General features: G+C 70.5%; 23 protein-coding genes. 12 read left to right on the top strand and 11 right to left on the bottom strand.

Annotated features, from left to right (window positions below):
- Positions 1–18 precede the first annotated feature (18 nt).
- Positions 19–1,011 carry a YihY/virulence factor BrkB family protein gene (locus tag OG959_RS13820; protein ID WP_326658483.1) on the top strand — a complete coding sequence of 331 codons (993 nt, stop codon included), beginning with the start codon at positions 19–21 and terminating at the stop codon, positions 1,009–1,011.
- Here OG959_RS13820 and OG959_RS13815 read toward each other — a convergent pair.
- A complete protein-coding gene (locus OG959_RS13815; RefSeq protein ID WP_326658482.1) occupies positions 959–2,215 on the bottom strand; it encodes a D-alanyl-D-alanine carboxypeptidase family protein in 1,257 nt (418 codons plus the stop codon). The two genes, OG959_RS13820 and OG959_RS13815, sit on opposite strands and share 53 nt — an antisense overlap.
- Before the next feature lie 121 nt (positions 2,216–2,336).
- Between OG959_RS13815 and OG959_RS13810 the strand changes: the two genes are divergently transcribed.
- The 3 genes from OG959_RS13810 to OG959_RS13800 all read left to right on the top strand — a co-directional run bounded on the left by OG959_RS13810 (position 2,337) and on the right by OG959_RS13800 (position 5,707).
- Positions 2,337–2,582, top strand: coding sequence for an SCO4848 family membrane protein (locus tag OG959_RS13810; RefSeq protein ID WP_148020323.1), 246 nt, complete (start codon positions 2,337–2,339; stop codon positions 2,580–2,582).
- A 65-nt stretch (positions 2,583–2,647) separates the two neighbouring features.
- The gene (locus OG959_RS13805; RefSeq protein ID WP_326658481.1) at positions 2,648–3,934 is read left to right on the top strand and encodes a metallophosphoesterase; all 1,287 of its coding nucleotides are present in this window, start codon (positions 2,648–2,650) and stop codon (positions 3,932–3,934) included.
- A gap of 219 nt (positions 3,935–4,153) precedes the next feature.
- Positions 4,154–5,707 (top strand): ABC transporter substrate-binding protein, encoded by a 1,554-nt coding sequence (locus tag OG959_RS13800; protein ID WP_326666367.1) that lies wholly within the window; start codon positions 4,154–4,156, stop codon positions 5,705–5,707.
- An 85-nt stretch (positions 5,708–5,792) separates the two neighbouring features.
- On the opposite strand, the gene OG959_RS13795 is transcribed toward OG959_RS13800, so the two are convergent.
- The 4 genes from OG959_RS13795 to OG959_RS13780 form a co-directional block, all read right to left on the bottom strand.
- The gene (locus OG959_RS13795; protein WP_326658480.1) at positions 5,793–6,509 is read right to left on the bottom strand and encodes a TetR/AcrR family transcriptional regulator; all 717 of its coding nucleotides are present in this window, start codon (positions 6,507–6,509) and stop codon (positions 5,793–5,795) included.
- A 23-nt stretch (positions 6,510–6,532) separates the two neighbouring features.
- On the bottom strand, positions 6,533–6,982 hold the full coding sequence (locus OG959_RS13790; RefSeq protein ID WP_326658479.1) for a thiol-disulfide oxidoreductase DCC family protein: 450 nt from the start codon (positions 6,980–6,982) through the stop codon (positions 6,533–6,535).
- Positions 6,983–6,991: 9 nt separating this feature from the next.
- On the bottom strand, positions 6,992–7,417 hold the full coding sequence (locus OG959_RS13785) for a hypothetical protein (RefSeq protein WP_326658478.1): 426 nt from the start codon (positions 7,415–7,417) through the stop codon (positions 6,992–6,994).
- Between the two features lie 67 nt (positions 7,418–7,484).
- Complete coding sequence (locus OG959_RS13780; protein WP_326658477.1) at positions 7,485–8,720, bottom strand: MFS transporter; 1,236 nt, start codon at positions 8,718–8,720, stop codon at positions 7,485–7,487.
- Between the two features lie 87 nt (positions 8,721–8,807).
- On the opposite strand from OG959_RS13780, the gene OG959_RS13775 reads away from it, so the two are divergent.
- A complete protein-coding gene (locus OG959_RS13775) occupies positions 8,808–9,317 on the top strand; it encodes a MarR family winged helix-turn-helix transcriptional regulator (RefSeq protein WP_326658476.1) in 510 nt (169 codons plus the stop codon).
- A 77-nt stretch (positions 9,318–9,394) separates the two neighbouring features.
- On the opposite strand, the gene OG959_RS13770 is transcribed toward OG959_RS13775, so the two are convergent.
- The 5 genes from OG959_RS13770 to OG959_RS13750 all read right to left on the bottom strand — a co-directional run bounded on the left by OG959_RS13770 (position 9,395) and on the right by OG959_RS13750 (position 13,567).
- Positions 9,395–10,171: a succinate dehydrogenase iron-sulfur subunit gene (locus tag OG959_RS13770; RefSeq protein WP_326658475.1), complete on the bottom strand. Its 777-nt coding sequence runs from the start codon at positions 10,169–10,171 to the stop codon at positions 9,395–9,397.
- Positions 10,171–11,925: a succinate dehydrogenase flavoprotein subunit gene (sdhA, locus tag OG959_RS13765; RefSeq protein ID WP_326658474.1), complete on the bottom strand. Its 1,755-nt coding sequence runs from the start codon at positions 11,923–11,925 to the stop codon at positions 10,171–10,173. Before sdhA ends, OG959_RS13770 begins: the two co-directional genes overlap by 1 nt.
- A 30-nt stretch (positions 11,926–11,955) precedes the next feature.
- The gene (locus OG959_RS13760; RefSeq protein ID WP_326658473.1) at positions 11,956–12,429 is read right to left on the bottom strand and encodes a succinate dehydrogenase hydrophobic membrane anchor subunit; all 474 of its coding nucleotides are present in this window, start codon (positions 12,427–12,429) and stop codon (positions 11,956–11,958) included.
- Positions 12,430–12,434: 5 nt separating this feature from the next.
- Positions 12,435–12,815 carry a succinate dehydrogenase, cytochrome b556 subunit gene (gene sdhC / locus OG959_RS13755; protein WP_026249405.1) on the bottom strand — a complete coding sequence of 127 codons (381 nt, stop codon included), beginning with the start codon at positions 12,813–12,815 and terminating at the stop codon, positions 12,435–12,437.
- Positions 12,816–13,057: 242 nt separating this feature from the next.
- Positions 13,058–13,567, bottom strand: coding sequence for a 2-oxo-4-hydroxy-4-carboxy-5-ureidoimidazoline decarboxylase (locus OG959_RS13750; RefSeq protein WP_326658472.1), 510 nt, complete (start codon positions 13,565–13,567; stop codon positions 13,058–13,060).
- A 345-nt stretch (positions 13,568–13,912) separates the two neighbouring features.
- On the opposite strand from OG959_RS13750, the gene OG959_RS13745 reads away from it, so the two are divergent.
- From OG959_RS13745 to OG959_RS13730, 4 genes are all read left to right on the top strand, one after another.
- Entirely contained in the window at positions 13,913–15,514 is a 1,602-nt protein-coding gene (locus OG959_RS13745) for a family 20 glycosylhydrolase (RefSeq protein WP_326658471.1), read from the top strand.
- A 309-nt stretch (positions 15,515–15,823) separates the two neighbouring features.
- Positions 15,824–16,396: a hypothetical protein gene (locus tag OG959_RS13740; protein ID WP_326658470.1), complete on the top strand. Its 573-nt coding sequence runs from the start codon at positions 15,824–15,826 to the stop codon at positions 16,394–16,396.
- Between the two features lie 303 nt (positions 16,397–16,699).
- Positions 16,700–17,533 carry an RNA polymerase sigma factor gene (locus OG959_RS13735; RefSeq protein ID WP_326666365.1) on the top strand — a complete coding sequence of 278 codons (834 nt, stop codon included), beginning with the start codon at positions 16,700–16,702 and terminating at the stop codon, positions 17,531–17,533.
- Positions 17,533–18,672 carry a hypothetical protein gene (locus OG959_RS13730; protein ID WP_326658469.1) on the top strand — a complete coding sequence of 380 codons (1,140 nt, stop codon included), beginning with the start codon at positions 17,533–17,535 and terminating at the stop codon, positions 18,670–18,672. The genes OG959_RS13735 and OG959_RS13730 overlap by 1 nt, the downstream gene beginning before the upstream one ends.
- Before the next feature lie 195 nt (positions 18,673–18,867).
- Here the strand turns inward: OG959_RS13730 and OG959_RS13725 are convergent, their stop codons facing one another.
- Positions 18,868–19,803, bottom strand: a complete 936-nt coding sequence (locus tag OG959_RS13725) for a L,D-transpeptidase family protein (RefSeq protein ID WP_326658468.1) — start codon at positions 19,801–19,803, stop codon at positions 18,868–18,870.
- Between the two features lie 227 nt (positions 19,804–20,030).
- On the opposite strand from OG959_RS13725, the gene OG959_RS13720 reads away from it, so the two are divergent.
- The 3 genes from OG959_RS13720 to OG959_RS13710 all read left to right on the top strand — a co-directional run bounded on the left by OG959_RS13720 (position 20,031) and on the right by OG959_RS13710 (position 23,735).
- Positions 20,031–21,611: an acyl-CoA mutase large subunit family protein gene (locus OG959_RS13720; protein ID WP_326658467.1), complete on the top strand. Its 1,581-nt coding sequence runs from the start codon at positions 20,031–20,033 to the stop codon at positions 21,609–21,611.
- Between the two features lie 239 nt (positions 21,612–21,850).
- Positions 21,851–23,014 (top strand): hypothetical protein, encoded by a 1,164-nt coding sequence (locus OG959_RS13715; protein ID WP_326658466.1) that lies wholly within the window; start codon positions 21,851–21,853, stop codon positions 23,012–23,014.
- A 94-nt stretch (positions 23,015–23,108) separates the two neighbouring features.
- The gene (locus tag OG959_RS13710; RefSeq protein WP_326658465.1) at positions 23,109–23,735 is read left to right on the top strand and encodes a class F sortase; all 627 of its coding nucleotides are present in this window, start codon (positions 23,109–23,111) and stop codon (positions 23,733–23,735) included.
- The last annotated feature ends 51 nt before the right edge of the window (positions 23,736–23,786 follow it).

Genomic DNA, 23,786 nt, shown 5'->3' with positions numbered 1-23,786 from the left:
GAATGGTAGTCGTACGACATGGACTGGCTGAAAAGACTCCCCGTCATCGGGCCGCTCGTCTCCCGGCTGATGGAGACGCACGCCTGGCGCAGCTACGAGACGCTGGAACGGGTCCACTGGGCGAGGCTCGCCGCAGCGATCACGTTCATCAGCTTCCTGGCGCTCTTCCCGCTGATCGCGGTCGCCGCGGCGATCGGTGCGGCGCTGCTCTCGGACAAGCAGCTGGACAAGATCGAGGACAAGGTCGCCGACCAGGTGCCCGGCATCTCCGACCAGCTCGGCATCGACAACCTGGTGGCACACGCGGGGACGGTCGGGCTGGTGGCCGGTGCGCTGCTGCTCTTCACCGGCATCGGCTGGATCGGCTCGATGCGGGACTGCCTGCGCGCCGTCTGGGGCATGGACGACGTGGACCAGGGCAACCCCGTCCTGCGCAAACTCAAGGACGCCGGAGTGCTGTTCGGGCTGGGCGGGGCGGCCCTGGTGACGCTCGCGATCTCCTCGGTCGGCTCCGTGGCCGTCGGCCGGGTCGCCGACCTGCTGGGCATCCCGGAGGACGGCGCGGGCGGTGTGCTGCTGCGCATCGCGGCCCTGCTGGTGGCGGTGGTCGCCGACTTCCTGCTGCTGCTCTACCTGCTGACCCTGCTGCCCGGCGTGGAACCGCCGCGGCGTCGGCTCATGGTGGCCGCGCTGATCGGTGCGGTCGGCTTCGAACTGCTCAAGCTGCTGCTCGGCAGCTACATGAGGGGCGTCGCCTCGAAGAGCATGTACGGGGCCTTCGGCGTCCCGATCGCGCTGCTGCTGTGGATCAACTTCACGGCGAAGCTGCTGCTGTTCTGCGCCGCCTGGACGGCCACGCGGAGCAAGGACGAGGCCGGCCCGGCGGTGGACGCGGAGCAGGACTCCGCGTCCGCCGCCGGAGACGAAGCCGCCGGAAAGGAAGCCGGCGGCAGCACCCTCAGCGGCGGGGAAGGCGGCGCACCAGGTCCGGCAGCGGCCAGCGCCGGTTGACCAGGAACGCCGCCCCGGCCACCAGGACGAGCGCTCCGCCGGCGATCCCCAGGGCGATCCCCACCCCGCCGGAGCTGCCGGTGGCCGCGGCGGCCTTCGTGGTCCCGGGGCCGTTGCCGCCCTTGTTCACGGCAGGCTTGTCCGCCTGGGCGCCCTTGCCCGTGCCCGTGTCGGCGGACCTCGGCGGAACGAGCTCGCCGACCGGGGTGACCTTGCCACTGGCCGCGAAGCCCCAGTCGAGCAGGCTCGCCGCTTCCTTGTAGACGGCGTGCGTCTCGTCGGACGACGGGTTCATGACGGTGACGAGCAGCACCTTGCCGTTGCGCTCGGCGACACCGGTGAAGGTGTTGCCGGCGTGCGTCGTGTAGCCGTTCTTCACGCCCGCGATGCCCTTGTACGCGGTCACCCCGTCGGCCCCGGTGAGCAGCCGGTTGGTGTTCTGGATGCCGAAGCTCTCGCGCTCCTTGCCCTTCTTCTGCTCACCGGGGAACTGCGCCGTCGCGGTCGCGCAGTACTCGCGGAAGTCCGCCTTCTGCATCCCGCTGCGGGCGAACAGCGTCAGGTCGTACGCGCTGGACACCTGGTTGGGGGCGTCGTACCCGTCGGGCGAGACCACGGTGGTGTCCAGGGCCTGGAGCTCCTCCGCGTGCGCCTGCATGTCGGTGACGGTCTTGGGGACGCCCCCGTACATCGAGGCCAGCACGTGCACCGCGTCGTTGCCCGAACGCAGGAAGACCCCGAGCCACAGGTCGTGCACCGTGTAGGGGAGGTCCTCCTTGACGCCGACCAGGCTGCTGCCCTCGCCGAGGTCGGCCAGGTCCGCGTCCTGCACCGTGTACTCACGGGTCTTCGGCTGGAGCGCCGGCGCCTCCATCACGGTGTCGGCGAAGAGCATCTTCAGCGTGGAGGCCGGAGGCAGTCGCCAGTGCGGATTGTGGGAGGCGAGCACGTCGCCCGTCTCCGCGTCCGAGACCATCCAGGACCTGCCGGTCAGTTTCTTCGGCAGGACCGGGGCGCCGGCGCCGAGATTGACCTGGGTCCCGCTCCGGCCGAGCTGTGCGCCACCGACCTGCGACATGCCGGTGGGCGGCTTCGGCTCGTCGTCCGTGGTGTCCTGGCTGACCGCCGACGCGGGACCGACAAGGAAAACGGACAGCAAAGCGGCAGAGGTGACCGACAGAGCGGCCTTCTTGAGAGCTGGCACGGTCGAAAACGTACATGCAGTTGATCTGAATATGGACACCGGAGGGATGACCCGCCGTGCGCACCGCCGGGACAGCCCACCCCGGGCGAGGCGGCGGGAGCGTGACGGAGATACTGATTCCATGAAGCTCAGCCGCCCCGTCTCCTGGTTCCTGCTCGCCTTCGGGGTGTGGAGCTGGTTCATCTGGGTCACTTTCGTCAAAAACCTGTGGAAGGACGGCAGTGGTCTCGCCTTCGACGACGCCGGTGACCCGACCGCCTACTTCTGGGTTCATCTGCTGCTCGCCATCACGTCCTTTCTCCTGGGGACGGCAGTGGGAGTGATCGGGTTCCGTGGCGTCAGGGCCCTGCGCGCCCAAGGCGCGTAGCGCGTCGGCTTCCGGCCTCGGCCGAATGCGGTACAAACAGGAACGAACTGGGCGGGGGAGTACGCATGGCGGTCCTGGGTTTCGCTCTGCTGGCGGCCGCGGTGCTCGCGCTGCTGGTCCTCGTCCACCGCTATGTGTGGCGCCGCCTCGTCGGTGACACCACGACAGCGGGCAGCTTTCCGCGCAGGGCCGGCACGGTCGCGGCGTACGTCCTGCCGCTGCTGAGCGTCGGCGCCCTGGTCTCCGGGCGTACGGGTACGCCCTTCTGGCTGCAGCAGGTGCTGGCCTGGCCCGGCTATCTGTGGCTGGCCGCCCTGCTCTATCTGACGCTCGCCCTGCTGGCCGGGGAACTCCTGCGCCCGCTGCTGAGCCGGCTGCTCGCCCGCCGGGCAGCGGACGCGCCGGAGGAGGAGGCGGCGGCGGAGACCGTTTCCGCCGAACCGGTCACCGCCGCACACGGGTCCACCGTCACGACCGCGGCCCCGCCGGCCTCCGCGCCCCTCGCGGCCACCCCGGCCCCGGCTGCCCCCTCGCGCCGTCTCTTGGTCGCGCGGGCCGTCGGGGGCGCCGCCGCCGTGGCGGGGCTCGGCACGACCGGCTACGGCGCCTACGGGGTGCTGCGCGGCCCCCGCGTCAAGCGCGTCGCGGTCCCGCTGGCCCGGCTGCCCCGGTCCGCCCACGGCTTCCGGATCGCCGTGGTGAGCGACATCCACCTGGGCCCGGTCCTGGGCCGCGCGCACACCCGGCGGATCGTGGACGCGGTCAACCGGACCCAGCCCGATCTGATCGCGGTCGTCGGGGACCTGGTCGACGGATCGGTCGAGGATCTGGGCCCGGCCGCCGAACCGCTCGCCGGGCTCCGCTCCCGGCACGGCGCCTTCTTCGTGACCGGCAATCACGAGTACTACTCGGGTGCCGCCGAATGGGTCGACCACGTAAGGGAATTGGGCCTGCATCCGCTGGAGAACGCCCGGGTCGAGATCGACGGCTTCGATCTCGCGGGGGTCAATGACATCGCGGGCGAGAGCGAAGGGCAGGGCCCGGATTTCGGCCGGGCGCTCGGCGACCGGGACCGTACCCGTGCCGCCGTTCTCATGGCCCATCAGCCTGTCGTCATCGACGAGGCCGTCGAGCACGGCGTGGACCTCCAGCTGTCCGGACACACCCACGGCGGCCAGCTCTGGCCGGGCAACTACATCGCGGAACTGTCCAACCCCACGGTCGCGGGGCTCGAACGCTACGGCGACACCCAGCTGTACGTCACGCGCGGCGCGGGCGCCTGGGGTCCGCCCGTGCGGGTCGGCGCCCCCTCCGACATCACCGTCGTCGAGCTCGCGTCCCGCCAGGCGTAATCACCGTCGGACGACGCGGGATAGGCGATCGGGTGACTGGTGATGAACCCTCTGTATTCGGCGTATCGGCCCAAGGTTTCAACTAACGAACAAAAGCCTATGAGGCTCTGATTTCCTCTTCCAGATGTGAAAATCGTGTGATTGGCTGAGCGCGAACGTGCGGTGATCTGCGTATCTGAGCGCGACGCCGAGGTGGGGCTGGTAAGGGAGAGCACGGCAATGCGGTCGATCCGGCTACGGATTCTCGCGATTTTCGCGGTTTTGGTCATCGCAGGCGTGGTCGCCTGGCAGTTGCTTCCCTCGGACGAGGGGAATAGTGATCCGGTCACGGTCGGCACGACCGACGAGGTGACCTCGCTCGACCCGGCGGGCGCGTACGACGCGGGTTCGTGGGCGATGTACAGCAACATCTACCAGTCGCTCATGACGTTCAAGTCCGGGGCGATCGTCCCCGAGCCGGATGCCGCGGAGAGCTGTGGGTTCATCGGTGGGAAGCTGCAGACGTACCAGTGCAAGCTCCGTGACGACCTGACCTTCTCCGACGGCAAGGACATCACGGCGGAGGACGTCAAGTTCTCCTTCGACCGGATGATGGAGATCAAGACGGACGTCGGTCCTTCGGTTCTCTTCCCCAGCCTGAAGAACGTGGTGACCGAGGGCCGGACCATCACGTTCAACCTCTCCTCGCGTGACGCGACCTTCCCGCAGAAGCTCGCCACCGGAGCGGGTTCCATCGTCGAGAAGGACGCCTACGCCGAGCACAAGCTCCGCAACGACGGGCGCGTGACCGGTTCGGGGCCGTACGTACTGAAGTCGTACGAGGCGGGTGCCACCGCCGAGCTCGTGCCGAACACGAAGTACAAGGGCGCGCTGAAGAGCACCGGTGGTCCGGTCACCGTGCGCTACTACAAGCAGTCGGACGATCTGCTGGCGGCCTGGAAGTCCGGCCAGGTCGATGTCACGCACCGTCAGCTGCCGTCGTCCACGCTCGCCGAGCTGGACCCGGGCGCCGTCGACCAGCACGTGACGGAGGCCGACAGCGCCGAGATCCGCAACCTGGTCTTCAACGTCCGCTCCGGTTCGCCGCTCGCCGACAAGAAGGTCCGCCAGGCCATCGCGGCGCTCATCGACCGCGCGCCGCTGGTGACCGACATCTACAAGGGCACCGTCGAACCGCTCTACTCGCTGATCCCGCAGGGCTACATCGGGCACAGCACCCCGTTCTTCGACGCCTACCCGTCGCCGAGCGCCAAGCGGGCCAAGGAACTGATGCAGGAGGCCGGCGTACAGCTGCCGCTGCCCGTCACCTTCGCCTACCGCGACGACGACGAGTACAAGAAGGAGACGGCGGAGATCAGCCGCCAGCTGGAGGCGGACGGGCTGTTCAAGGTCACGGTGAAGGCCGTCGAGTGGCAGACCTTCCAGAAGGAGTACGCGGCCGGTAAGTACGACATGTACACCGTCGGCTGGCTCCCCGACTACCCGGACCCCGACACCTTCAGCCAGCCGCTCGTCGGCCGTGAGAACAGCCTTCACAACGGCTACACCAGCAAGAAGATGGACCAGCTGATCAACTCCACGCTGGAGTACAGCGACCGCAGCCGCACCTCGGCCGACTTCAAGGAACTCCAGAAGCTGGTCGGCGAGGACGTGCCGCTGGTGCCGCTGTGGCAGAAGAAGGACTACGTCGTCGCCAAGCCCGACGTCTCCGGATCGCAGTACCTCTCCGACGGCACCGGCATCTGGCGGCTGTGGGAACTGGGCCGGATCTGATCCGGCACCACAGCACGGGCGTCACCGCGACAACGAGCGGCCGCCCCGGGAAGGATCCCGGGGCGGCCGCTCGGCCGTTCCCGCGTCACTTGGCCGGCGCCCGGCCCGCCGCTCCCGGCAGGAACTCCTCCAGCACCTCGTAGACCTGACGCACCAGCGGCCGCAGCACCCGGAACCGGGACAGGGCGATGGTCCGGGCGACGATCGGGGCGGTGCGCTCGACGAGGCGGCGGCTGCGCTCGGCATCGTCCGTGCGGTCGTAGACCCAGTACAGCACCAGTCCCATCTGGTTCAGCCACATCAGCTGGGGCAGCAGGTCGGCCAGTTCGGGGTCGACCTTGGTGCCGGAGCCCTCCAGGCAGCGCTCGTGGATGGAGATCGCCGCCTCCCGCGCGGAGACCGAGTCACGCGAGAAGGGGCTGAGCGGGCTTTCGGGGTCGGCGGCGTTCTTGAAGAACTGGGCGGCGAAGCGGTGGTACGGCTCCGCCACGTCCAGCCAGCAGAGCAGGACCCCGCGGATACGTTCCGCGAGGTCCTTGTCGCCGGCCAGCACCGGCTGTACCGCTGCCTCGTGCTCGGCGGCGATCCGGTCGTAGAAGCCCTGGACCAGGTGTTCCTTGGACGAGAAGTAGTAGTACGCGTTCCCTACGGAGACGCCGGCCTCCTGGGCGATGGCCCGCATCGTCGTCTTGTCGTATCCGCGTTCCTGGAAGAGCCGGAGCGCGGTCTCGAGGATGAGTGTGCGGGTCTGCTCGCTCTTGGGAGCCTTGACTTCCTTCACGTCGTTCTCTTCCTTCACCACGGTTCCGAGGGTATCCGGACCGGCTACGTCGCCGGGCCGGGGCCCTGGACCCGGCAAGCGCCGTCCCCGCCGCCGCCTCCGTCCGCGCGGCACGGCTCGGCCGTCAGCGAGCGGTACTTCGCGGCGGCGAGGACGGTCGCCCGGGCGAACGGGCGGCCGGCCGGGGTGGTCAGCCAGTGGGCCTTCGGCCGGTGCTCGGCCAGCGCCCAGAGGCAGACGATCCACGCGGAGGTGGAGCGGTAGATCTGCCCCCGGTCACCGATCACCGTGATCTCCTCCAGGGTCCCGGCGTGGTCGAGACCGGGGAAGCGGCGGTGTGCCTCGGCCGAGTCCGCCGGTACGAGGTCGAGCGGGACCAGTTGACGCTGGTTCATCAGCCACTGGCGCAGATGGACGCAGAGCGAGCACTGTGCGTCGTAGAGCACGGTGAGCCGTTCGACGGACCACCGCCCGCCACCTGTGCGGTGCCTCATGACCGGCCCTCACGCCCTGGGGGCGGGCGCGGCCCACGGTCCCGGTCCTGTCCAGCCCTGCGGGGCGACGGGCGGGGTCTGCTCGCGCTCCATCAGGCCGCGGCGACGGATCTTGTTGAGGACGTAGACGTTGCCGAGGTGCATGACTCCGAGGACGAGCAGGACGACGCCGACCTTGACCGACAGCGCCTCGAAGAGCTCCCGGGCGTCAGCGACGCCGTCGGAGTTCTTCAGGTAGAGCGTCACGAACCCCAGGTTGACCAGATAGAAGCCCACCACCAGCAGGTGGTTGACCGCGTCGGCGAGCTTCTCGTTCCCGTGCAGCACATCGGCGAGGAACACCTTGCCGTTGCGGCTCAGCGTGCGGGCGACCCAGATGGTGAGCGCCACGCTGATGAGCAGGTAGATGACGTACGCGACAACAGTGAGGTCCATGCCCCACCCTCCCTTGAACGCGTTCAAATGCTGTTGTCATGGACTGTAGACCCCTCTTTGAACATGTTCAAGCGGGGGTCCCGGTGGTCCGCGTCACCACCTCGGCGGGCGTGGCGGGCGCCTTGAAACGCCGTACGCCCGGTACGGCCGCCGTGGCCAGGCAGGCCGAGCCGACCAGCAACCCGGCGACGGCGAGCGGGACTTCGGGACCCCACGCGGAGGCGGCGAGCGGTGCCAGGGTGTACCCCAGCGGCATCGCGCCGAGCGAGAGCAGCCAGTCGTACGAGGTCACCCGGGCGAGCGCGTGCGCGGGGACGGCGGACTGGACCGCGGTCTCCCAGACCGGGTTGAGGAAGCCCAGCCCGGCCATGGCGGTCCCGTACGCGCCGACGGCCACGCCGACGGGCGCGTGTGCGGCCAGCAGGCAGAGCGGGAGGGCGTACAGCGCGCCCCCCAGGTTGGCGGTCAGGACCGGGCGGCGCGGCCGGGCCCGGCCGGCCACCAGCGAGCCGATCAGCAGCCCCACGGCGCCGGTCTGGAGGAAGACGAGCCAGACGCCCTTGCCGCCCAGGTCGCGGAGGAAGAGCGCCGGGCCCAGCGTCATCAGGACGGCGGCCGCCCCGTTCCACGCGGCGTGGGCGATCAGGCTGGTCCAGTACCAGTCGCGGCTCCGGACCTCGCCCCAGCCCTCCTTGAGGTCGCTGATCAGTGAACGCCGCGGGATGGGGACATGCCGTACCTCGATGGCGGCGAGCAGCGCGGCGCTCACCGCGAACGTCGTGCCGTCCAGGACGAAGGCCCAGCCGGGCCCCGCGGTGAACACCAGAGCCCCGGCGACGGCCGGGCCGCCGATCCGGGCCGCGCTGCTGACCACGGCCATCAGGGCGTTGGCGCGCAGCAGCCCGGACTCGGCCACGGTGCCGCGGATCAGCGGCGAGACGGTCGGCATGGAGAAGGCGCCGGCGGCTCCGCCGATCGCCTCGGCCACCGCGATCTGCCACAACGCCGGTGTGCCGGAGAGCAGTTCGGCGCCGACGAAGAGCTGGGTGACGCACCGTACGAGATCGGTGGTCAGCGCCACCGTACGGGCGTTGAAGCGGTCGCCGACCACGCCGCCGAGGGGTAGCAGGAGCAGCTTGGGCACCATCGCGCAGGCGAGCACCAGCGCGAGGTCTCCGGTCGAGCCGGTCGCCAGGTAGACGGCGAGGGTGAGCGCGGCGGGAATCGCGGCGTCGCCGAGCAGCGAGAGGCTGCGTCCGACGAAGAGCAGGCGGAAGGAACGGGTGCGTAAGGGGTGAGGCATGAGCGAGAATCTATTTCGTTACCGAACTATTCGTCAACGAAATATAAGGTTCCGAAGTGTGTAGGTGCCCGGCGTAGGCTGTGGCCCATGCAGCAACGCGACTGGACCGACGGCCACGTGGAGCGGTGGAAGCCGGTACTTCCGGAACTCGACCCCGATGTCGAGGGCGCGGTGACCCGGATGAAGAAGCTCGGCGTCCATCTGCGCCGGGTGCGGGAGCAGTCCCTGGTCGACTTCGACCTGGACCGGCAGGAGTTCGACACCCTGCACAAGCTGGCCGGCCGCGGCGGCAAGGCGGCCCCCTCGGAGCTCGCCGCCGACCTCGACCTCGCGCCCGCCTCCGTCACCGGCCGGCTGGACGCACTGGAGCGCCGCGGGTTCGTCCGCCGCAGGACCTCCACCACGGACCGGCGCCGCGTCGACGTGGAGCTGACCGAGGAGGGCCGCTCGACCTGGACCGGTGCGATGGAGTTCCTCGGTCACGAGGAGGAACGTCTCCTGGGCGTCCTGGCCAAGGACGAACGCGTCCTGCTCAACGACATGCTGCGACGCATCATGGTGGTCGCGGAGCACAAGGGCGGCGCGGGCTGGGACTGAACCGCCCCGGCACGGCAAGAGGCCCCGTCCTCCGCAGTGTTCCTGCGGAGGACGGGGCCTCTTGCCGTGACAGGCGGTCAGAAGCGACGCGTGATCAGCGCGCGCTTGACCTCCTGGATCGCCTTCGTGACCTCGATGCCACGCGGGCAGGCGTCCGTGCAGTTGAAGGTGGTGCGGCAACGCCACACACCGTCTCGGTCGTTGAGGATCTCCAGGCGCTGCTCGCCGCCCTCGTCGCGCGAGTCGAAGATGAAGCGGTGCGCGTTGACGATCGCCGCCGGGCCGAAGTACTGGCCGTCGTTCCAGAACACCGGGCACGAGGACGTGCACGCGGCGCACAGGATGCACTTGGTGGTGTCGTCGAAGCGCTCGCGGTCCTCGGGGGACTGCAGACGCTCGCGGGTCGGCTCGTTCCCCTTGGTGATGAGGAAGGGCATGACGTCGCGGTAGGCCTGGAAGAACGGGTCCATGTCGACCACGAGGTCCTTGAGGACCGTGAGGCCCTTGATGGCCTCGACCGTGATCGGCTTCTCCGGGTTCAGGTCCTTGATCAGCGTCTTGCAGGCGAGCCGGTTCTTGCCGTTGATCCGCATCGCGTCGGAACCGCAGATGCCGTGCGCGCACGAGCGGCGGAACGTCAGCGTGCCGTCGGTCTCCCACTTGATCTTGTGAAGGGCGTCGAGGACACGCTCCTTCGGGTCGATCTCGATCTGGAAGTCCTGCCACTGGGCCTCGTCGGAGACCTCAGGGTTGAACCGGCGGATCCGGAAGGTCGCCGTGATGTACGGCGAGTCGGCGAAACCGGCCTCGGGCTCGGGAGCCTTGTCGGCCTTTTCCAAGGTGGGGGTAGCCATCAGTACTTACGCTCCATCGGCTGGTAGCGGGTCTGGACGACCGGCTTGTAGTCCAGCCGGATCGACTCGGTGCCGTCGTCGGCGACCTCGCGGTACGCCATGGTGTGGCGCATGAAGTTGACGTCGTCGCGGGTCGGGTAGTCCTCGCGGTAGTGACCGCCGCGGGACTCCTTGCGCGCCAGCGCCGAAGTCGCCATGACCTCGGCGAGGTCGAGCAGGTTGCCCAGCTCGACGGCCTCCAGCAGGTCCGTGTTGAACCGCTTGCCCTTGTCCTGGATCGACACGTCGAGGTAGCGCTTGCGCAGCTCGGCGATCTTGTCGACCGCGGTCTTGATCGTCTGCTCGGTGCGGAACACCATCACGTTGGCGTCCATGCACTCCTGCAGCTCCAGGCGGATCGCCGAGACGCGCTCGGTGCCCGTGGAGTTGCGCAGCCGCTCGACCTGGTCGACGACCAGCTGCGCCGGGTTCTCGGGAAGCTCGACGAGGTCGTTCTTCGCGGCGTACTCGGCGGCGGCGATGCCCGACCGGCGTCCGAAGACGTTGATGTCGAGCAGCGAGTTCGTACCGAGGCGGTTGGCGCCGTGCACGGAGACGCAGGCGACCTCGCCGGCGGCGTACAGGCCCGGGACGACGGTGGTGTTGTCGGCCAGCACCTCGCCCTCGACGTTGGTCGGGATGCCGCCCATGGCGTAGTGCGCGGTCGGCTGGATCGGGATCGGGTCCGTGTAGGGCTCGATGCCGAGGTACGTACGCGCGAACTCCGTGATGTCCGGGAGCTTGGCGTCCAGCTGCTCCGGCGGGAGGTGCGTGAGGTCGAGGTAGACGTGGTCGCCCTCGGGTCCGCAGCCGCGGCCCTCACGGATCTCCGTGTAGATGGAGCGGGACACGACGTCACGGGACGCGAGGTCCTTCATGACGGGCGCGTACTTCTCCATGAAGCGCTCGCCGTCCTTGTTGCGGAGGATGCCGCCCTCACCGCGGGCGCCCTCCGTCAGCAGGATGCCCATGCGCCAGATGCCCGTCGGGTGGAACTGGAAGAACTCCATGTCCTCCAGCGGCAGACCCCGGCGGTAGCAGGCGGCCTGGCCGTCACCGGTCAGGGTGTGCGCGTTCGACGTCACCTTGAAGAACTTGCCGGTGCCGCCCGAGGCGTAGATGACCGACTTCGCGCGGAAGACGTGGATCTCGCCGGTGGCCAGCTCGTAGGCGACGACGCCGGCGGACTTCTTGACGCCGTCCTCCTCGACGACCAGCTGGTCCAGGACGTAGAACTCGTTGAAGAACTCCACGCCCTCCTTGACGCAGTTCTGGTACAGCGTCTGGAGGATCATGTGGCCGGTGCGGTCGCCCGAGTAGCAGGCGCGGCGGACCGGGGCCTCACCGTGGTTACGGGAGTGACCGCCGAAGCGGCGCTGGTCGATCTTGCCCTCGGGCGTACGGCCGAAGGGCAGGCCCATCTTCTCCAGGTCGAGGACGGCGTCGATGGCCTCCTTCGCCAGGATCTCGGCGGCGTCCTGGTCGACCAGGTAGTCGCCGCCCTTGATCGTGTCGAAGGTGTGCCACTCCCAGTTGTCCTCCTCCACGTTGGCCAGCGCGGCGGCCATGCCGCCCTGCGCGGCGCCCGTGTGGGAGCGGGTGGGGTAGAGCTTGGTCAGCACGGCGGTGCGGCTGCGCTTGGTCGACTCGATGGCCGCGCGCATGCCGGCGCCGCCGGCGCCGACGATGACGGTGTCGTACGTGTGGATCTGCATGGTTTACCTCTGGTCCTTCGGGCCCGGCGCCTAGCGGATGTTCGGGTCGAAGGTGAAGATCACCAGCGTGCCCAGCAGGACGGTGAACACCGTGGCGGTGTACAGCAGCATCTTCAGCCAGAAGCGGGTGTTGTCCCGTTCGGCGTAGTCGTTGATGACCGTACGGAGACCGTTGGCGCCGTGCAGCATGGCGAGCCACAGCATCGCCAGGTCCCATACCTGCCAGAACGGCGAGGCCCAGCGGCCCGCCACGAAGGCGAAGCCGATCTTGGAGACACCGCCGTCCAGCACCAGCTGGATCAGCAGGTGGCCCAGGACCAGGACGACCAGCACGATGCCCGACAGGCGCATGAAGAGCCAGGCGTACATCTCGAAGTTGGTGCGCGAACCCTTGGGGGTCTTGCCGGTCCGCTTGCGCGGCGGCTCGATGACGGGCGCGGGGTTGTCGACGTCGTAGAGGGCGGAGCCTTCGACGTCGCCGATTGCGGAAGTCTCGGTGGACATTGGCCTCAGCTCCCGAATACTTCGCGTACGGCGTGGCCGAGTACGGGGTACAGGGCCCCGACCATCAGCACGATCCAGATACCCAGCACGGCCCAGAGCATCTGCTTCTGAACGCGCGGGCCCTTGGCCCAGAAGTCCACGGCGACGATGCGCAGACCGTTCAGCGCGTGGAAGAGAATCGCGGCCACCAGGCCGTATTCGAGGAGCGCGACGATCGGCGTCTTGTACGTGGACACGACGTCGTCGTATGCCTCGGGGGAGACGCGGACGAGGGCGGTGTCCAGGACATGTACGAACAGGAAGAAGAAAATGAGGACACCGGTGACTCGATGAGCCACCCAGGACCACATGCCTTCCCGGCCGCGGTACAGCGTTCCAGCCGGCACGGAAGAACCCTCCGGGAGCGGGGATTGGGGTCGGCCGGCTTGACTGTCGGTCTGACCCGGCCGGGTACGGTCCACCGGCCCCGGCCATCGTAGCGACGGTTTGTCGGTTCGATCGCGCGGGGGCCTCTGGTGTGATCAAAGTGGCAATGAATCAGGCACGGACGGGCTATGGACAGGCTCCAACTGGCCCGTTTACCCGCCTGTGACGGGGAATCCGCCCATTGAGGCACGCCGCCAACCCGTTACTGACTCGATACCAGCTCGATGATGCGGCCCCGGGCGAGTCGCCGCATCTCGTCCGCCGTCACCACCCGCTCCTGCTCGGGGTCGTGTCCCAGCCGGGCCCGGATGCCGGCCAGCACCTGATCGGGGTGCTCGGCGGGCCGGAAGTCGTCCAGGCAGATCACGAACACATGACCGAACCTGCACTCGTACGCGGCGTGCGCGGCGGCCAGCGCGAGATGGGCGGAGCGCGGCGCGTCCGGGTGCAGCCCGGGGGCGACCTCGGCGGCCAGCGCCTCGGCGCGGTCGGTGGGGGAGAGGTCGTAACAGGCCTCGTCGGCGGCGGCGAGCAGCGCGTCCAGGTCCGGGTACGGGCGGTGGTCCGCCAGCCGCTTGGCCCAGCGGCGGCTGCCGAAACACTCCAGCAGCGCGGCCTCGGCCCCGGCGGTGGACGCGGCGTTGAACCCCGCGAGGCCACTGGGGCCGGACGGGGCCCGGCCGGGCGCGGATCCGCAGCTCTGTACGGGCACGGCGGTCCGCCGGGCGGACGGGGGCGGCTGCGCGGGGAGGCCGGCGTGGGACTCGCTGGACCTGGACAGCGTGGACTCCTGGAATCAGCGGCATCTGTGAACCTGGAGTGGGGAGGGACCGGAGAGACCAGGTGGATGCAGGGTGAAGGGAGAGACGAATGTGCCTCAAAGCTAGCGACGCGGGGCAACGGCCGTCCGACGGATGCGCGAATTTCACCCGGACGGGAGGGTTTCGCGATGCCTGAGGGACGAATGAGCGAGGAGAATGCCCGGCTATCTCACCCATCTGCCACCTTTTCTCTCCCTTCTGCTCTCTTGCCCCCTGAAACCGGAGGTTTCTGACCGATGGCACCCTCACGCGGCGCCCTCATGGCCGTGACGGCGGTGGCCGCGGCGACCGTCACCGTCGCCGCCTGCGACAGCTCCGGCACCGAGCACCGCAACGGCTCCGGGACGTCCCCCTCGTCGTCGTCACCGTCCGCGTCCCCCAAGCCGTCCCCGACCCGGAGCTACCCGCTCTCGAAGACGCCCCGCACCATCCCCGCCGTACGGGAGCACACCCCGGCCCGCGGCCCCGGCTGGCGGCCCGGGAAGAGCAGCGGCGTGGTGATCGACCAGGGCGACAAGGGGCTGGCCGACGAAGGGAGGCTGCTCGCCGGGGAGCTGAGGATCCGCTACCGGGGCGAGGTCCCGGCCCGTGCGGGGGACGTGGAACTGGCCCTGGACCCGAAGGCCGGCGGCGGGCCGGAGTCGTACACCCTGCGGACCCACGACGGACGCGTCACGATCAGCGGCCCGGCGGAGGCGGGGGTCTTCTACGGGACCCGCACCCTCAAACAGTCCGTGCGCGCCGACGGCACCATGCCCGAGGGCGAGGTGCGCGACCGCCCCGACCGACCGCAGCGCGGCCTCAACCTGGACATCGCGCGCAAGCACTACAGCGCCGGCTGGATCGAGGACCGGCTGCGCGGCATGGCCGACCTCAAGCTCAACCAGCTCGGCCTGCACTTCTCCGACGACCAGGCCTTCCGGATCGAGTCCGACACCCACCCCGAGGTGGTGTCGCCCGAGCACCTGACCAAGGCCGAGGTGCGACGCATCGTCGCCCTCGCCGGGCGGCTGCACATCGAGGTCGTCCCCGAGATCGACTCCCCGGGCCACCTCGGCGCGGTCCTGAGCGCCCACCCCGACCTCCAGCTGCTCAACGTCTCGGGCGTGCCGTCGAAGGGGTCGCTCGACATCTCGAAACCGGGCGCGGCGAAGCTCGTCGACGAGCTCCTCGGCGAGTACACCGAACTGTTCGGCGGTGCGTACTGGCACCTGGGCGCCGACGAGTACCAGGCACTCACGGTGACCGATCCCGCCGCCTCGTATCCGCAGCTCCAGCGCGCGGCCGTGAAGAAGTACGGGGCGCAGGCCGGCATCGAGGACCTCGCCACCGGCTGGCTCAACGACCGTGCGGCAGTGGTCCGGCCGCACGGCATGAAGCCCAAGGCGTGGAACGACGGCCTCTTCCGCGACAGCAGCGTCCGGGCCGACAAGGACATCGAGATCGAGTACTGGACGGGCAAGGAGTACGGCGCCCGGCCGCCGGAGCAGTACCTCCGTGAGGGGTACAAGATGCTGAACCTCAACGACGAGTTCCTCTATTACGTGCTCGGCCAGCCCAACGCCTTCGTCTACCCCACGGGCAAGCGCATCTACGAACAGTGGACGCCTCTCGTGCTGCGCGGCACGAGCCCCGTCCCGGCGAAGTACTCGGACCAGATTCTCGGCGGCCGGTTCGCGGTGTGGGGCGACTTCCCGAACGCCCAGACCGCGGCGCAGGTGGCCGAGGGCATCCGGATGCCGCTGCGGGCCACCTCCCAGAAGCTGTGGGATCCGGGCAAACCGGAACTGAGCTGGGACGGGTTCAAGGCGCTGGCGAAGGAGATCGACCAGGGCTGAGGAGGGCCTGACCTGCCGGAACCGTGGACAGCGGGGCAAGCGGGGGGCTACGTTCCGCTGGCCGCGTGGTCCGGGGAGGGACGCGCGCTCCATGCGCAGACGTCCGAATCCTGGGGGGTTCCCTTTCCATGCTCTGCTCACTCTGCGGTACGAGACCTGCCGGCACGGCCGACGGGCGGTGCACCCCGGCGGCGATATTTGGACGGCTGGAGTGACGCTTTTCGGCCATTCGGCGCTGTACGCGATAAGACGACGCGCTACGTCCCCGTGCGTCCGATCCGGGTACGGGGAGGCCGACGGGAGACGCCGATGAGCCTGCTCGAACTGATCGCCGCCGCTGACGCCCGGGGGCTCGCCGTGAGCGGGACCGCCTGCCTCGACCGGTGCCTGCCGCAGCGGCCCGCCGGGGCGGCCGAGTCGGATCCGCTGCGACCGCTCTGGGCGGGCTGCGCCGACCCGCGGGACTGGCCGGACCGGCTGGCCGATGCGCGCACGGCGCTGGACGCCCTGCCCGATCCGCCGGAGAGCGTCCGGCGCATCGCGAAGCTCCTCGGCGAGGCCCCCGCGGCCCGGTCGGGCGAGGCACTGCGCACCTGGGCGGACGCCTGCTCGGTGCTGGCCCTGGACCTCCACCGCGGGCACGACGCCCCCCGCGCCGACGCCACGGAGCTGGTCGCCCGCTGCCGGGCCGGCGATCCGGACGGGGCGGGACCGCTGCTGTCGGGGGAGGCCGCCCGGCAGGTCCGCATCCTGGAGATGCTTGCCGAGATCGGGGACGGCGCGCCCACGGGAGCCGGGCTGCGCCAGGTGATGGACGTCTCGACCGAGGGCCGGCGGGTGCTGAGGGCGGCGGCCTCGCGACGGGCCCGGGTGCGGGGCTGAGCCGGCGCGGCCCCGTACGTTCGCGCCACGACCCGCGTCGGAGCGGGAAATGGAACGACGACCGGGGCCGCCACCCCCCACAGGAGAGGCCCCGGTCGTCTTCCGCGGGGCCGCAGGACGACCCCGTACTCATCTCAGCGCCGCGACTGCGTTTTCTGTCACACCGCACGGTGTCCGAAGAATGTTGCGGGTTGTACAAGTCATGGACGCGACGCCCGCCGAGGACGTAGCGTGCTGAGTCGCGCAGGGTGGCGCGGCAGTGGTGACCAGCTGCGATTCGGGACAGCAGGGCAGGTTGAGGGAGTGCTGGGGGACGACGCGGGGCTTACTGCCGCGGTGCTCGCGGCGCAGGACGGGGACGAGGACGCCTTCCGTACTGTGTACCGCGCTGTGCAGCCGCGGCTGCTGGGCTACATACGGACGCTCGTGGGGGACCCGGACGCCGAGGACGTGGCGTCCGAGGCGTGGCTGCAGATAGCCAGGGACCTCGACCGCTTCAGCGGTGACGCCGACCGCTTCCGGGGCTGGGCGGCGCGGATAGCGCGCAACCGGGCCCTGGACCATCTGCGGATGCGGGGCAGGCGGCCCGCCATCGGCGGCGACGAGACGGAACTGTCGGGGAAGCCGGCCGGGTCCGACACGGCCGACGAGGCGATCGAGGCGCTGGCCACCGGCCGCACCATGTCGCTCATCGCCCAGCTGCCGCAGGACCAGGCCGAGGCCGTGGTGCTGCGTGTGGTGGTCGGTCTCGACGCCAAGAGCGCGGCGCAGACGCTGGGCAAGCGGCCCGGCGCGGTCCGCACCGCCGCGCACCGCGGGCTGAAACGGCTCGCCGAGCTGCTGCGGGCGGACGACGCGGACCGTGCGGGCGGTGCGGGGAACCCGGGCGGCGAGGGCGGTCTGCCGACGGCCGGTCCTGCGGAAGGAAGCCGTCCGCGCGGCGACGGAGCGGCCGGCGGAGTCGGCGCGCCCAGGGGGCCGGGCGGTGGCACGAACCCCGCGCAGTCCCCGCAGAACAACGGGGCGGGCCGGACGGTGGAACTCGGCGCCCTCCCCGCGCAGCGCCCCTCCCGCACCGGCCTGGTGGCGCCCGCCGGTGTGACGCATTCGCGTCTGTGGACGCAGAAGGACATGTGATGGCCGACGAGCAGCACGAATGGCTTGACAAGGAAGCGGCGGAGAAGATGCTCCGCCGCGCACCGGTCGACCCTTCCGACGGCCCGCCCCGGAACGAGGCCGAGAGGCTCGCGGCCGCCCTGGACGCCGTGGCCCGCACCGCCCGCCCCGCCGCCGGTGAGCTGCCCGGCGAGGCCGCGGCCCTGGCCGCCTTCCGCGCCGTCCGCCGCACCGCCGCCGGCACCGCACCGGCGGATCCTGACCGTGCCGCGGGCGCGGACGTCTCCGCCGAGTCCGGCATGCTCGCCCCCGTACACATACGCCCGGCCGGTTCCGGTACGGCGTCGGGGGCCGCGGGATTCCGTGGCCCCCGTCCCATGCGCTGGAGCCGGCCCATCCGTTTCGGTCTGGTCGCCTCCCTCGCGTGCTGTGCGATCGGCGGGGTGGCCGTGGCCGCCGGGACCGGGATGCTGCCCGGCCCCTTCAGCCGGCACACGCCGACACCGGCCACCTCGGTGTCTGCCGCGGCGTCCCCCGAGGAACTGGGCTCCGACCTCACCACCGACGACGAGACATCGGCGCCGCCGCCCGGATCGCCGGGCGGGGAATCCGCGTCACCGGACGCGTCCAGGACCGGCGGGCCCGAGAGCGGCCGCCCCGACGTCGGCGGCCCCACCCCCGGCCCGAACCGTGAGAGCGACGGCGGGGACGGCGGCGACAGCCGGTCCGGCGGGGCCGAGGACAAGCCGTCCGCCGGCACCGGCGCGACGCCGAGCCCGGGCGGCCAGGACGGCGACGGGACCTCCGGCGGCAGCGGCGACCAGGCGTCCTGGTACGCCAAGACCCTGAAGGCGTGCCGCGACTACCGCGACGGCAAGCTCGACGACGAGCGCAGACGCCGCCTCGAAGCGCTGGCCAAGGGGGCCCGCAACCTCGACCGGTTCTGCGACCGGATGCTCGACCAGGCCGACGGGAAGAACGACGACGGTGCGGGTCAGAGCGACAACGGCAACGACGAACCCGCCGGAAGCGACGGCTCGTCCGGCGGCTCGGGCACCCTGCCGTCGATCGGCTTCTCCACCGCGACCCCGGAGCCCGCGGCGACCGCCGAGTCCTCCGGCTCCTCGCGCTCCTCGTCGCCCTCGCTCGCGGCGCGCTGAGCCCACTCCGCCCCGCCCCGCCACCACGGGGTGTGACGTTTTTCGGCCGGTGGGCGCAGTAACAAGTGAGCCGACTGGTCATCGGCAGCGCCCGGAGCCGGGGTTCCCCCCGTACCTACGGCTCGGCGCAATGGCGCGGGCGGGACACGTTCCCCCGGTCCCGCCCGCGCCCCTCATCCCTCGCCCCACATCGCCTCACTTGTAGACGACGACCTTGTCGCCGTTGCGGACCTGGGCGAACAGCGAGGCGATCTTCCCCTCGTCCCGGACGTTGACGCAGCCGTGCGAGGCGCCGTTGTAGCCGCGGGCCGCGAAGTCCGAGGAGTAGTGCACCGCCTGGCCGCCGCTGAAGAACATCGCGTACGGCATGGCCGTGTGGTAGATCGACGACACGTGGTGCCGGGACTTCCAGTAGACGGAGAAGGTGCCTTCGCGGGTCGGCGTGTACTGCGAGCCGAACCGCACGTCCATCGACGAGACGACCCTGCCGTCGATCATCCAGGACAGTGACCGGCTGTTCTTGCTGATGCAGATCACCCGGCCCGTCATACAGCGCTTGTCCGGCTTCGCGGCCGGCCGGGTGGTCGGCGGGTTCAGCTCCGCGGCCGTCGGCGCGTGCGTCATGCCGAGCAGCTTCTGCCAGGTGACGGTGTCCGTCCTCCCCGTGCGGGACAGCCCGCGCTTGCCCTGGAACGACTGCACGGCGGTGACCGTGACGGAGCCGTAGTAGCCCGTGGGGCTGCGGTCGAAGTGGCCGATCTGACGCAGCCGGGCCTGGAGCTCGCGGACCTGCTTGCCCTGCGAGCCGGTCGCCATCAGCACCTTGGCCTGCGGATCGGCCGACGGCGTGGCTTTCGGGCTGGACTTCGGTGTGGCCTTCGGCGTCGAGCTCGGCTTCGCGCTCGTGGACGGCGTCGTCGGCTCCGTCCTGTCCGTGCCGGGCTTCGCGTCCTCGGTGGGTGAGCTGCTCGCCGGCGGCGCCGACGGAGCGGCCGGCGCGCTGCCGGCGGGCTCCGCCTTGCATCCGGCGGTCACGGCGACCAGTGCCAGTACGGCGACGGCGGACGCCGCGCCCGCCCCCCGGCCTCCTCCGTACGCGTGGCCGCGCCCGGTCCTGCTGCTGCGTATCATCTCGGCCCCCTGAATCTGCGGTATCTCATGGGACGGATTCCCGCTCTGCCCGGTTGCCGAATCCTGCGCATGATGGGGAAAGCGGCACAGAGGACCGGAGGATGTCAGGCATCGGGGCGGTGAGCAAGGTCCCGGCCCGGCCCCCTCCACCGCTTCAGGGCCCGCCGCTACAGTCCGTCGCGAAAGCCATGGGCACCAGTGAGCAGCTTCAGCGGGAGGCACAGCAGATGACGCGCGAGTCGGAATCGGGACTGCCGATCGAGCCGGTCTACGGGCCGGACACGCTCGACGGATGGGACCCCGCCGCGAAGCTCGGCGAGCCGGGCGCCTACCCCTTCACGCGCGGCGTGTACCCGTCGATGTACACCGGACGCCCGTGGACGATGCGCCAGTACGCCGGCTTCGGCACGGCCACCGAGTCCAACGCCCGCTACAAGCAGCTCATCGCCAACGGCACGACGGGACTCTCCGTCGCCTTCGACCTGCCCACCCAGATGGGACACGACTCCGACGCGGAGATCGCGTCCGGTGAGGTCGGCAAGGTCGGGGTGGCGATCGACTCGATCGACGACATGCGGGTGCTGTTCGACGGGATCCCGGTGGGCGACGTCTCCACGTCCATGACGATCAACGCCCCGGCCGCGCTGTTGCTGCTGATGTACCAGCTCGTCGCCGAGGAGCAGGACGTCCCGGCGCAGCAGCTCACCGGCACCATCCAGAACGACGTGCTCAAGGAGTACATCGCCCGGGGCACGTACATCTTCCCGCCGGGGCCCTCCCTGCGGCTGATCGCCGACATCTTCAGGTACTGCCGGGCCGAGATCCCGAAGTGGAACACCATCTCGATCTCCGGCTACCACATGGCGGAGGCCGGGGCCTCGCCCGCGCAGGAGATCGCCTTCACGCTCGCGGACGGCATCGAGTACGTCCGTACCGCCGTCGCGGCCGGCATGGACGTCGACGACTTCGCCCCGCGGCTCTCCTTCTTCTTCGTCGCGCGTACGACGATCCTGGAGGAGGTCGCCAAGTTCCGGGCCGCCCGGCGGATCTGGGCGAAGGTGATGAAGGAGGAGTTCGGCGCCAGGAACCCCAAGTCGCTGATGCTCCGCTTCCACACCCAGACCGCCGGTGTGCAGCTCACCGCCCAGCAGCCCGAGGTCAACCTGGTGCGCGTCGCGGTGCAGGGACTGGCCGCGGTCCTGGGCGGCACGCAGTCCCTGCACACCAACTCCTTCGACGAGGCGATCGCGCTGCCGACCGACAAGTCCGCCCGCCTCGCCCTGCGTACGCAGCAGGTCCTCGCGTACGAGACGGACGTGACGGCCACCGTCGACCCGTTCGCGGGCAGTTACGTCGTCGAGAGGATGACCGACGACGTCGAGGCCGCGGCCGTGGAACTGATGCTCAGGATCGAAGACATGGGCGGCGCCGTCAGCGCGATCGAGCAGGGCTTCCAGAAGAACGAGATCGAGCGCAGCGCCTACCGCGTCGCCCTGGAGACGGACAGCGCCGAGCGGGTCGTCGTCGGCGTCAACCGCTTCCAGCTCGACGAGGAGGAGCCGTACGAGCCGCTCCGCGTCGACCCGGCGATCGAGGCCCAGCAGGCGGCCCGGCTGGCGAAGCTCCGCGCCGAACGCGACCGGGGCGCGGTGGACACGGCCCTGGCGGCTCTGCGCAAGGCGGCCGAGGGCACGGACAACGTGCTCTACCCGATGAAGGACGCCCTGCGGGCCCGCGCCACGGTGGGCGAGGTCTGCAACGCGCTGCGGGAGGTCTGGGGGACGTACGTGCCGTCGGACGCCTTCTGAGGCGCGTGGCGAGATGGGGGCGGAGGGCAGCAACGCGCCTCCCCGCACCAACAGTTGTGAGGTGAGGAACGCGGCTGCCTGTCACGCGTCTGTGACACGGAACGGATGGATCCGCTGTACGGCACACCTAGATTCGTTGATGCAGCCCGCCCCACCTCACGGCCCCACACTTCGAGGAAGCGGCATGCGACTCTCCCAGCCTTCCGAGCCCGCAAGGGCCATTCCTCACGGAGTCGATCATGTCTTTCCGTCCCTCGTACCGTCGTGTCTCCCTCCGCACCGCCGTCGCCGCGGCCGCACTGGGAGGCGCCGTCCTCGTCCCGGCCACCGTGGCCTTCGCCGACACCGTCCCGGCCACGCCGGCCGGTCAGGGGCAGCAGGCCACCGACGACGGCACACCGGTCCACACCGACGATCTCAAGGGGGGTCTCACCGCCAAGGTGTACAAGCACGGTGATCAGCACGTCTATTACACGGCTGAGGTGCTCGACGGTGCGAAGGTGCTGGGGGTTCTGACCGCGGGTGGTGGTTACGCCCCGGAGGAGAGCAGGGTCTTCGGTAACGGGATCAAGGTGACGCTGGACTTCACGGGTGCGGTGACGTCCGTCGTGGACGCGGGCAGCGACGGCCAGGGCCCCGTCACCCCGGCGGGCGTGCTGGTCCACACCGACGATCTCAAGGGGGGTCTCACCGCCAAGGTGTACAAGCACGGTGATCAGCACGTCTATTACACGGCCGAGGTGCTCGACGGTGCGAAGGTGCTGGGGGTTCTGACCGCGGGTGGTGGTTACGCCCCGGAGGAGAGCAGGGTCTTCGGTAACGGGATCAAGGTGACGCTGGACTTCACGGGTGCGGTGACGTCCGTCGTGGACGCGGGCAGCGACGGCCAGGGCCCCGTCACCCCCGTCGAGTGCGTCGCCACGGTGACGAAGAGCGTCGGGGCCGGCACCCTGGCCGAGTTGAGCATCAGCCCGTCGGGCCCGTCCGTCGTCTTCCAGGGCGACGACGGCAAGGTGCTCGGCCAGCTCTCCCGGCTCCACCCCGAGCTTCCGGCGAGTGCCGGCTTCCTCGGCGAGATCATCAACCCGAGCAGCGCCGCGCCGCAGCTGCGCACCAACATGGAGGGCGGCGGCCACCCGGCGTCCGTCACGGACTTCCCGAAGCTGCCCGAGGGGTGCAGCTTCACTTACGCCACGACCTCGGGCAACAGCACCTCGGGCACCGGCACCCAGACGCAGACCACGCAGACGTCCGTCGTCCCGAAGGGCAGCGTCGCCGCCGGTGCCGAGTTCGAGCAGAACGGCAGCCCGGTACTGATCGCCGTCGGCGGTGCGGCAGCGGTGGGCGCGGCGGGCCTCGGGTTCGTCCTCCTGCGGCGCCGCGCGGCGGTGTCCGGCCGCTGACCGGCCGGGCCGCTCGTCCCGTCGTCCCACGTCAGGGGAGGGGCCGTCGCACCGTGCGGCGGCCCCTCCCGGTTCCACCTGCCGGGAGTCCCGTATGCGCATCCCCCTCGCCCGTCGCCTGCTGGCGGGCCCGCTCGTCGCTCTCGTCTCCGCCGCCGCACTGACCGGCTGCGCCTCGGGCGACGGTGCCCCTGCCACCCCGCCCGCGCGCGTCGCGGCCCCGGCCGGCGCGCCGGCCACACCCGCGCCGGCCACGTCCGCCGCCCCGCTGCCCGCCTCCGAGCCGGTCCGGGTCCGCATCCCGTCGGCGGGCGTCGACACCGGCCCGGTCCTAAAGCTGGGTCTGGCTTCCGACGGCACCGTCGAGGTCCCGTCCGTGGCGCAGGCGGACCGGATCGGCTGGTACACCAAGGGCGTCACCCCCGGAGAGACCGGACCCGCCGTCCTCATCGGGCACTTCGACACCTCCGAGGGTCCCGCCGTCCTGAAGAACGTCTCGAAGATCGTCGCCGGTGACCGCATCACCGTCACCAGGGCGGACGGGTCCGATGCGGTGTTCGCCGTGCGACGGCTCCAGCAGGTCGACAAGGGCGCCTTCCCGACCGACGAGGTCTACGGCGACACCACCGGCCCCGAGCTGCGGCTGATCACCTGCGGCGGCGAGCTGAGAGGCGGCCACCGGCCGGACAACATCATCGTCTTCGCGGAGCTGGTGAGCTGAGACCCCGGGGCCCCGCGGCAAGCGGAACCCCCGTCTCCGGAGTGTCGTACC

This window comes from Streptomyces sp. NBC_00385 (assembly GCF_035917155.1).
Classification (GTDB): Bacteria; Actinomycetota; Actinomycetes; order Streptomycetales; family Streptomycetaceae; genus Streptomyces; species Streptomyces poriferorum.
Note: the sequence above shows the minus strand (reverse complement) of the source record. Positions and strands in the feature narration are given on the sequence as shown.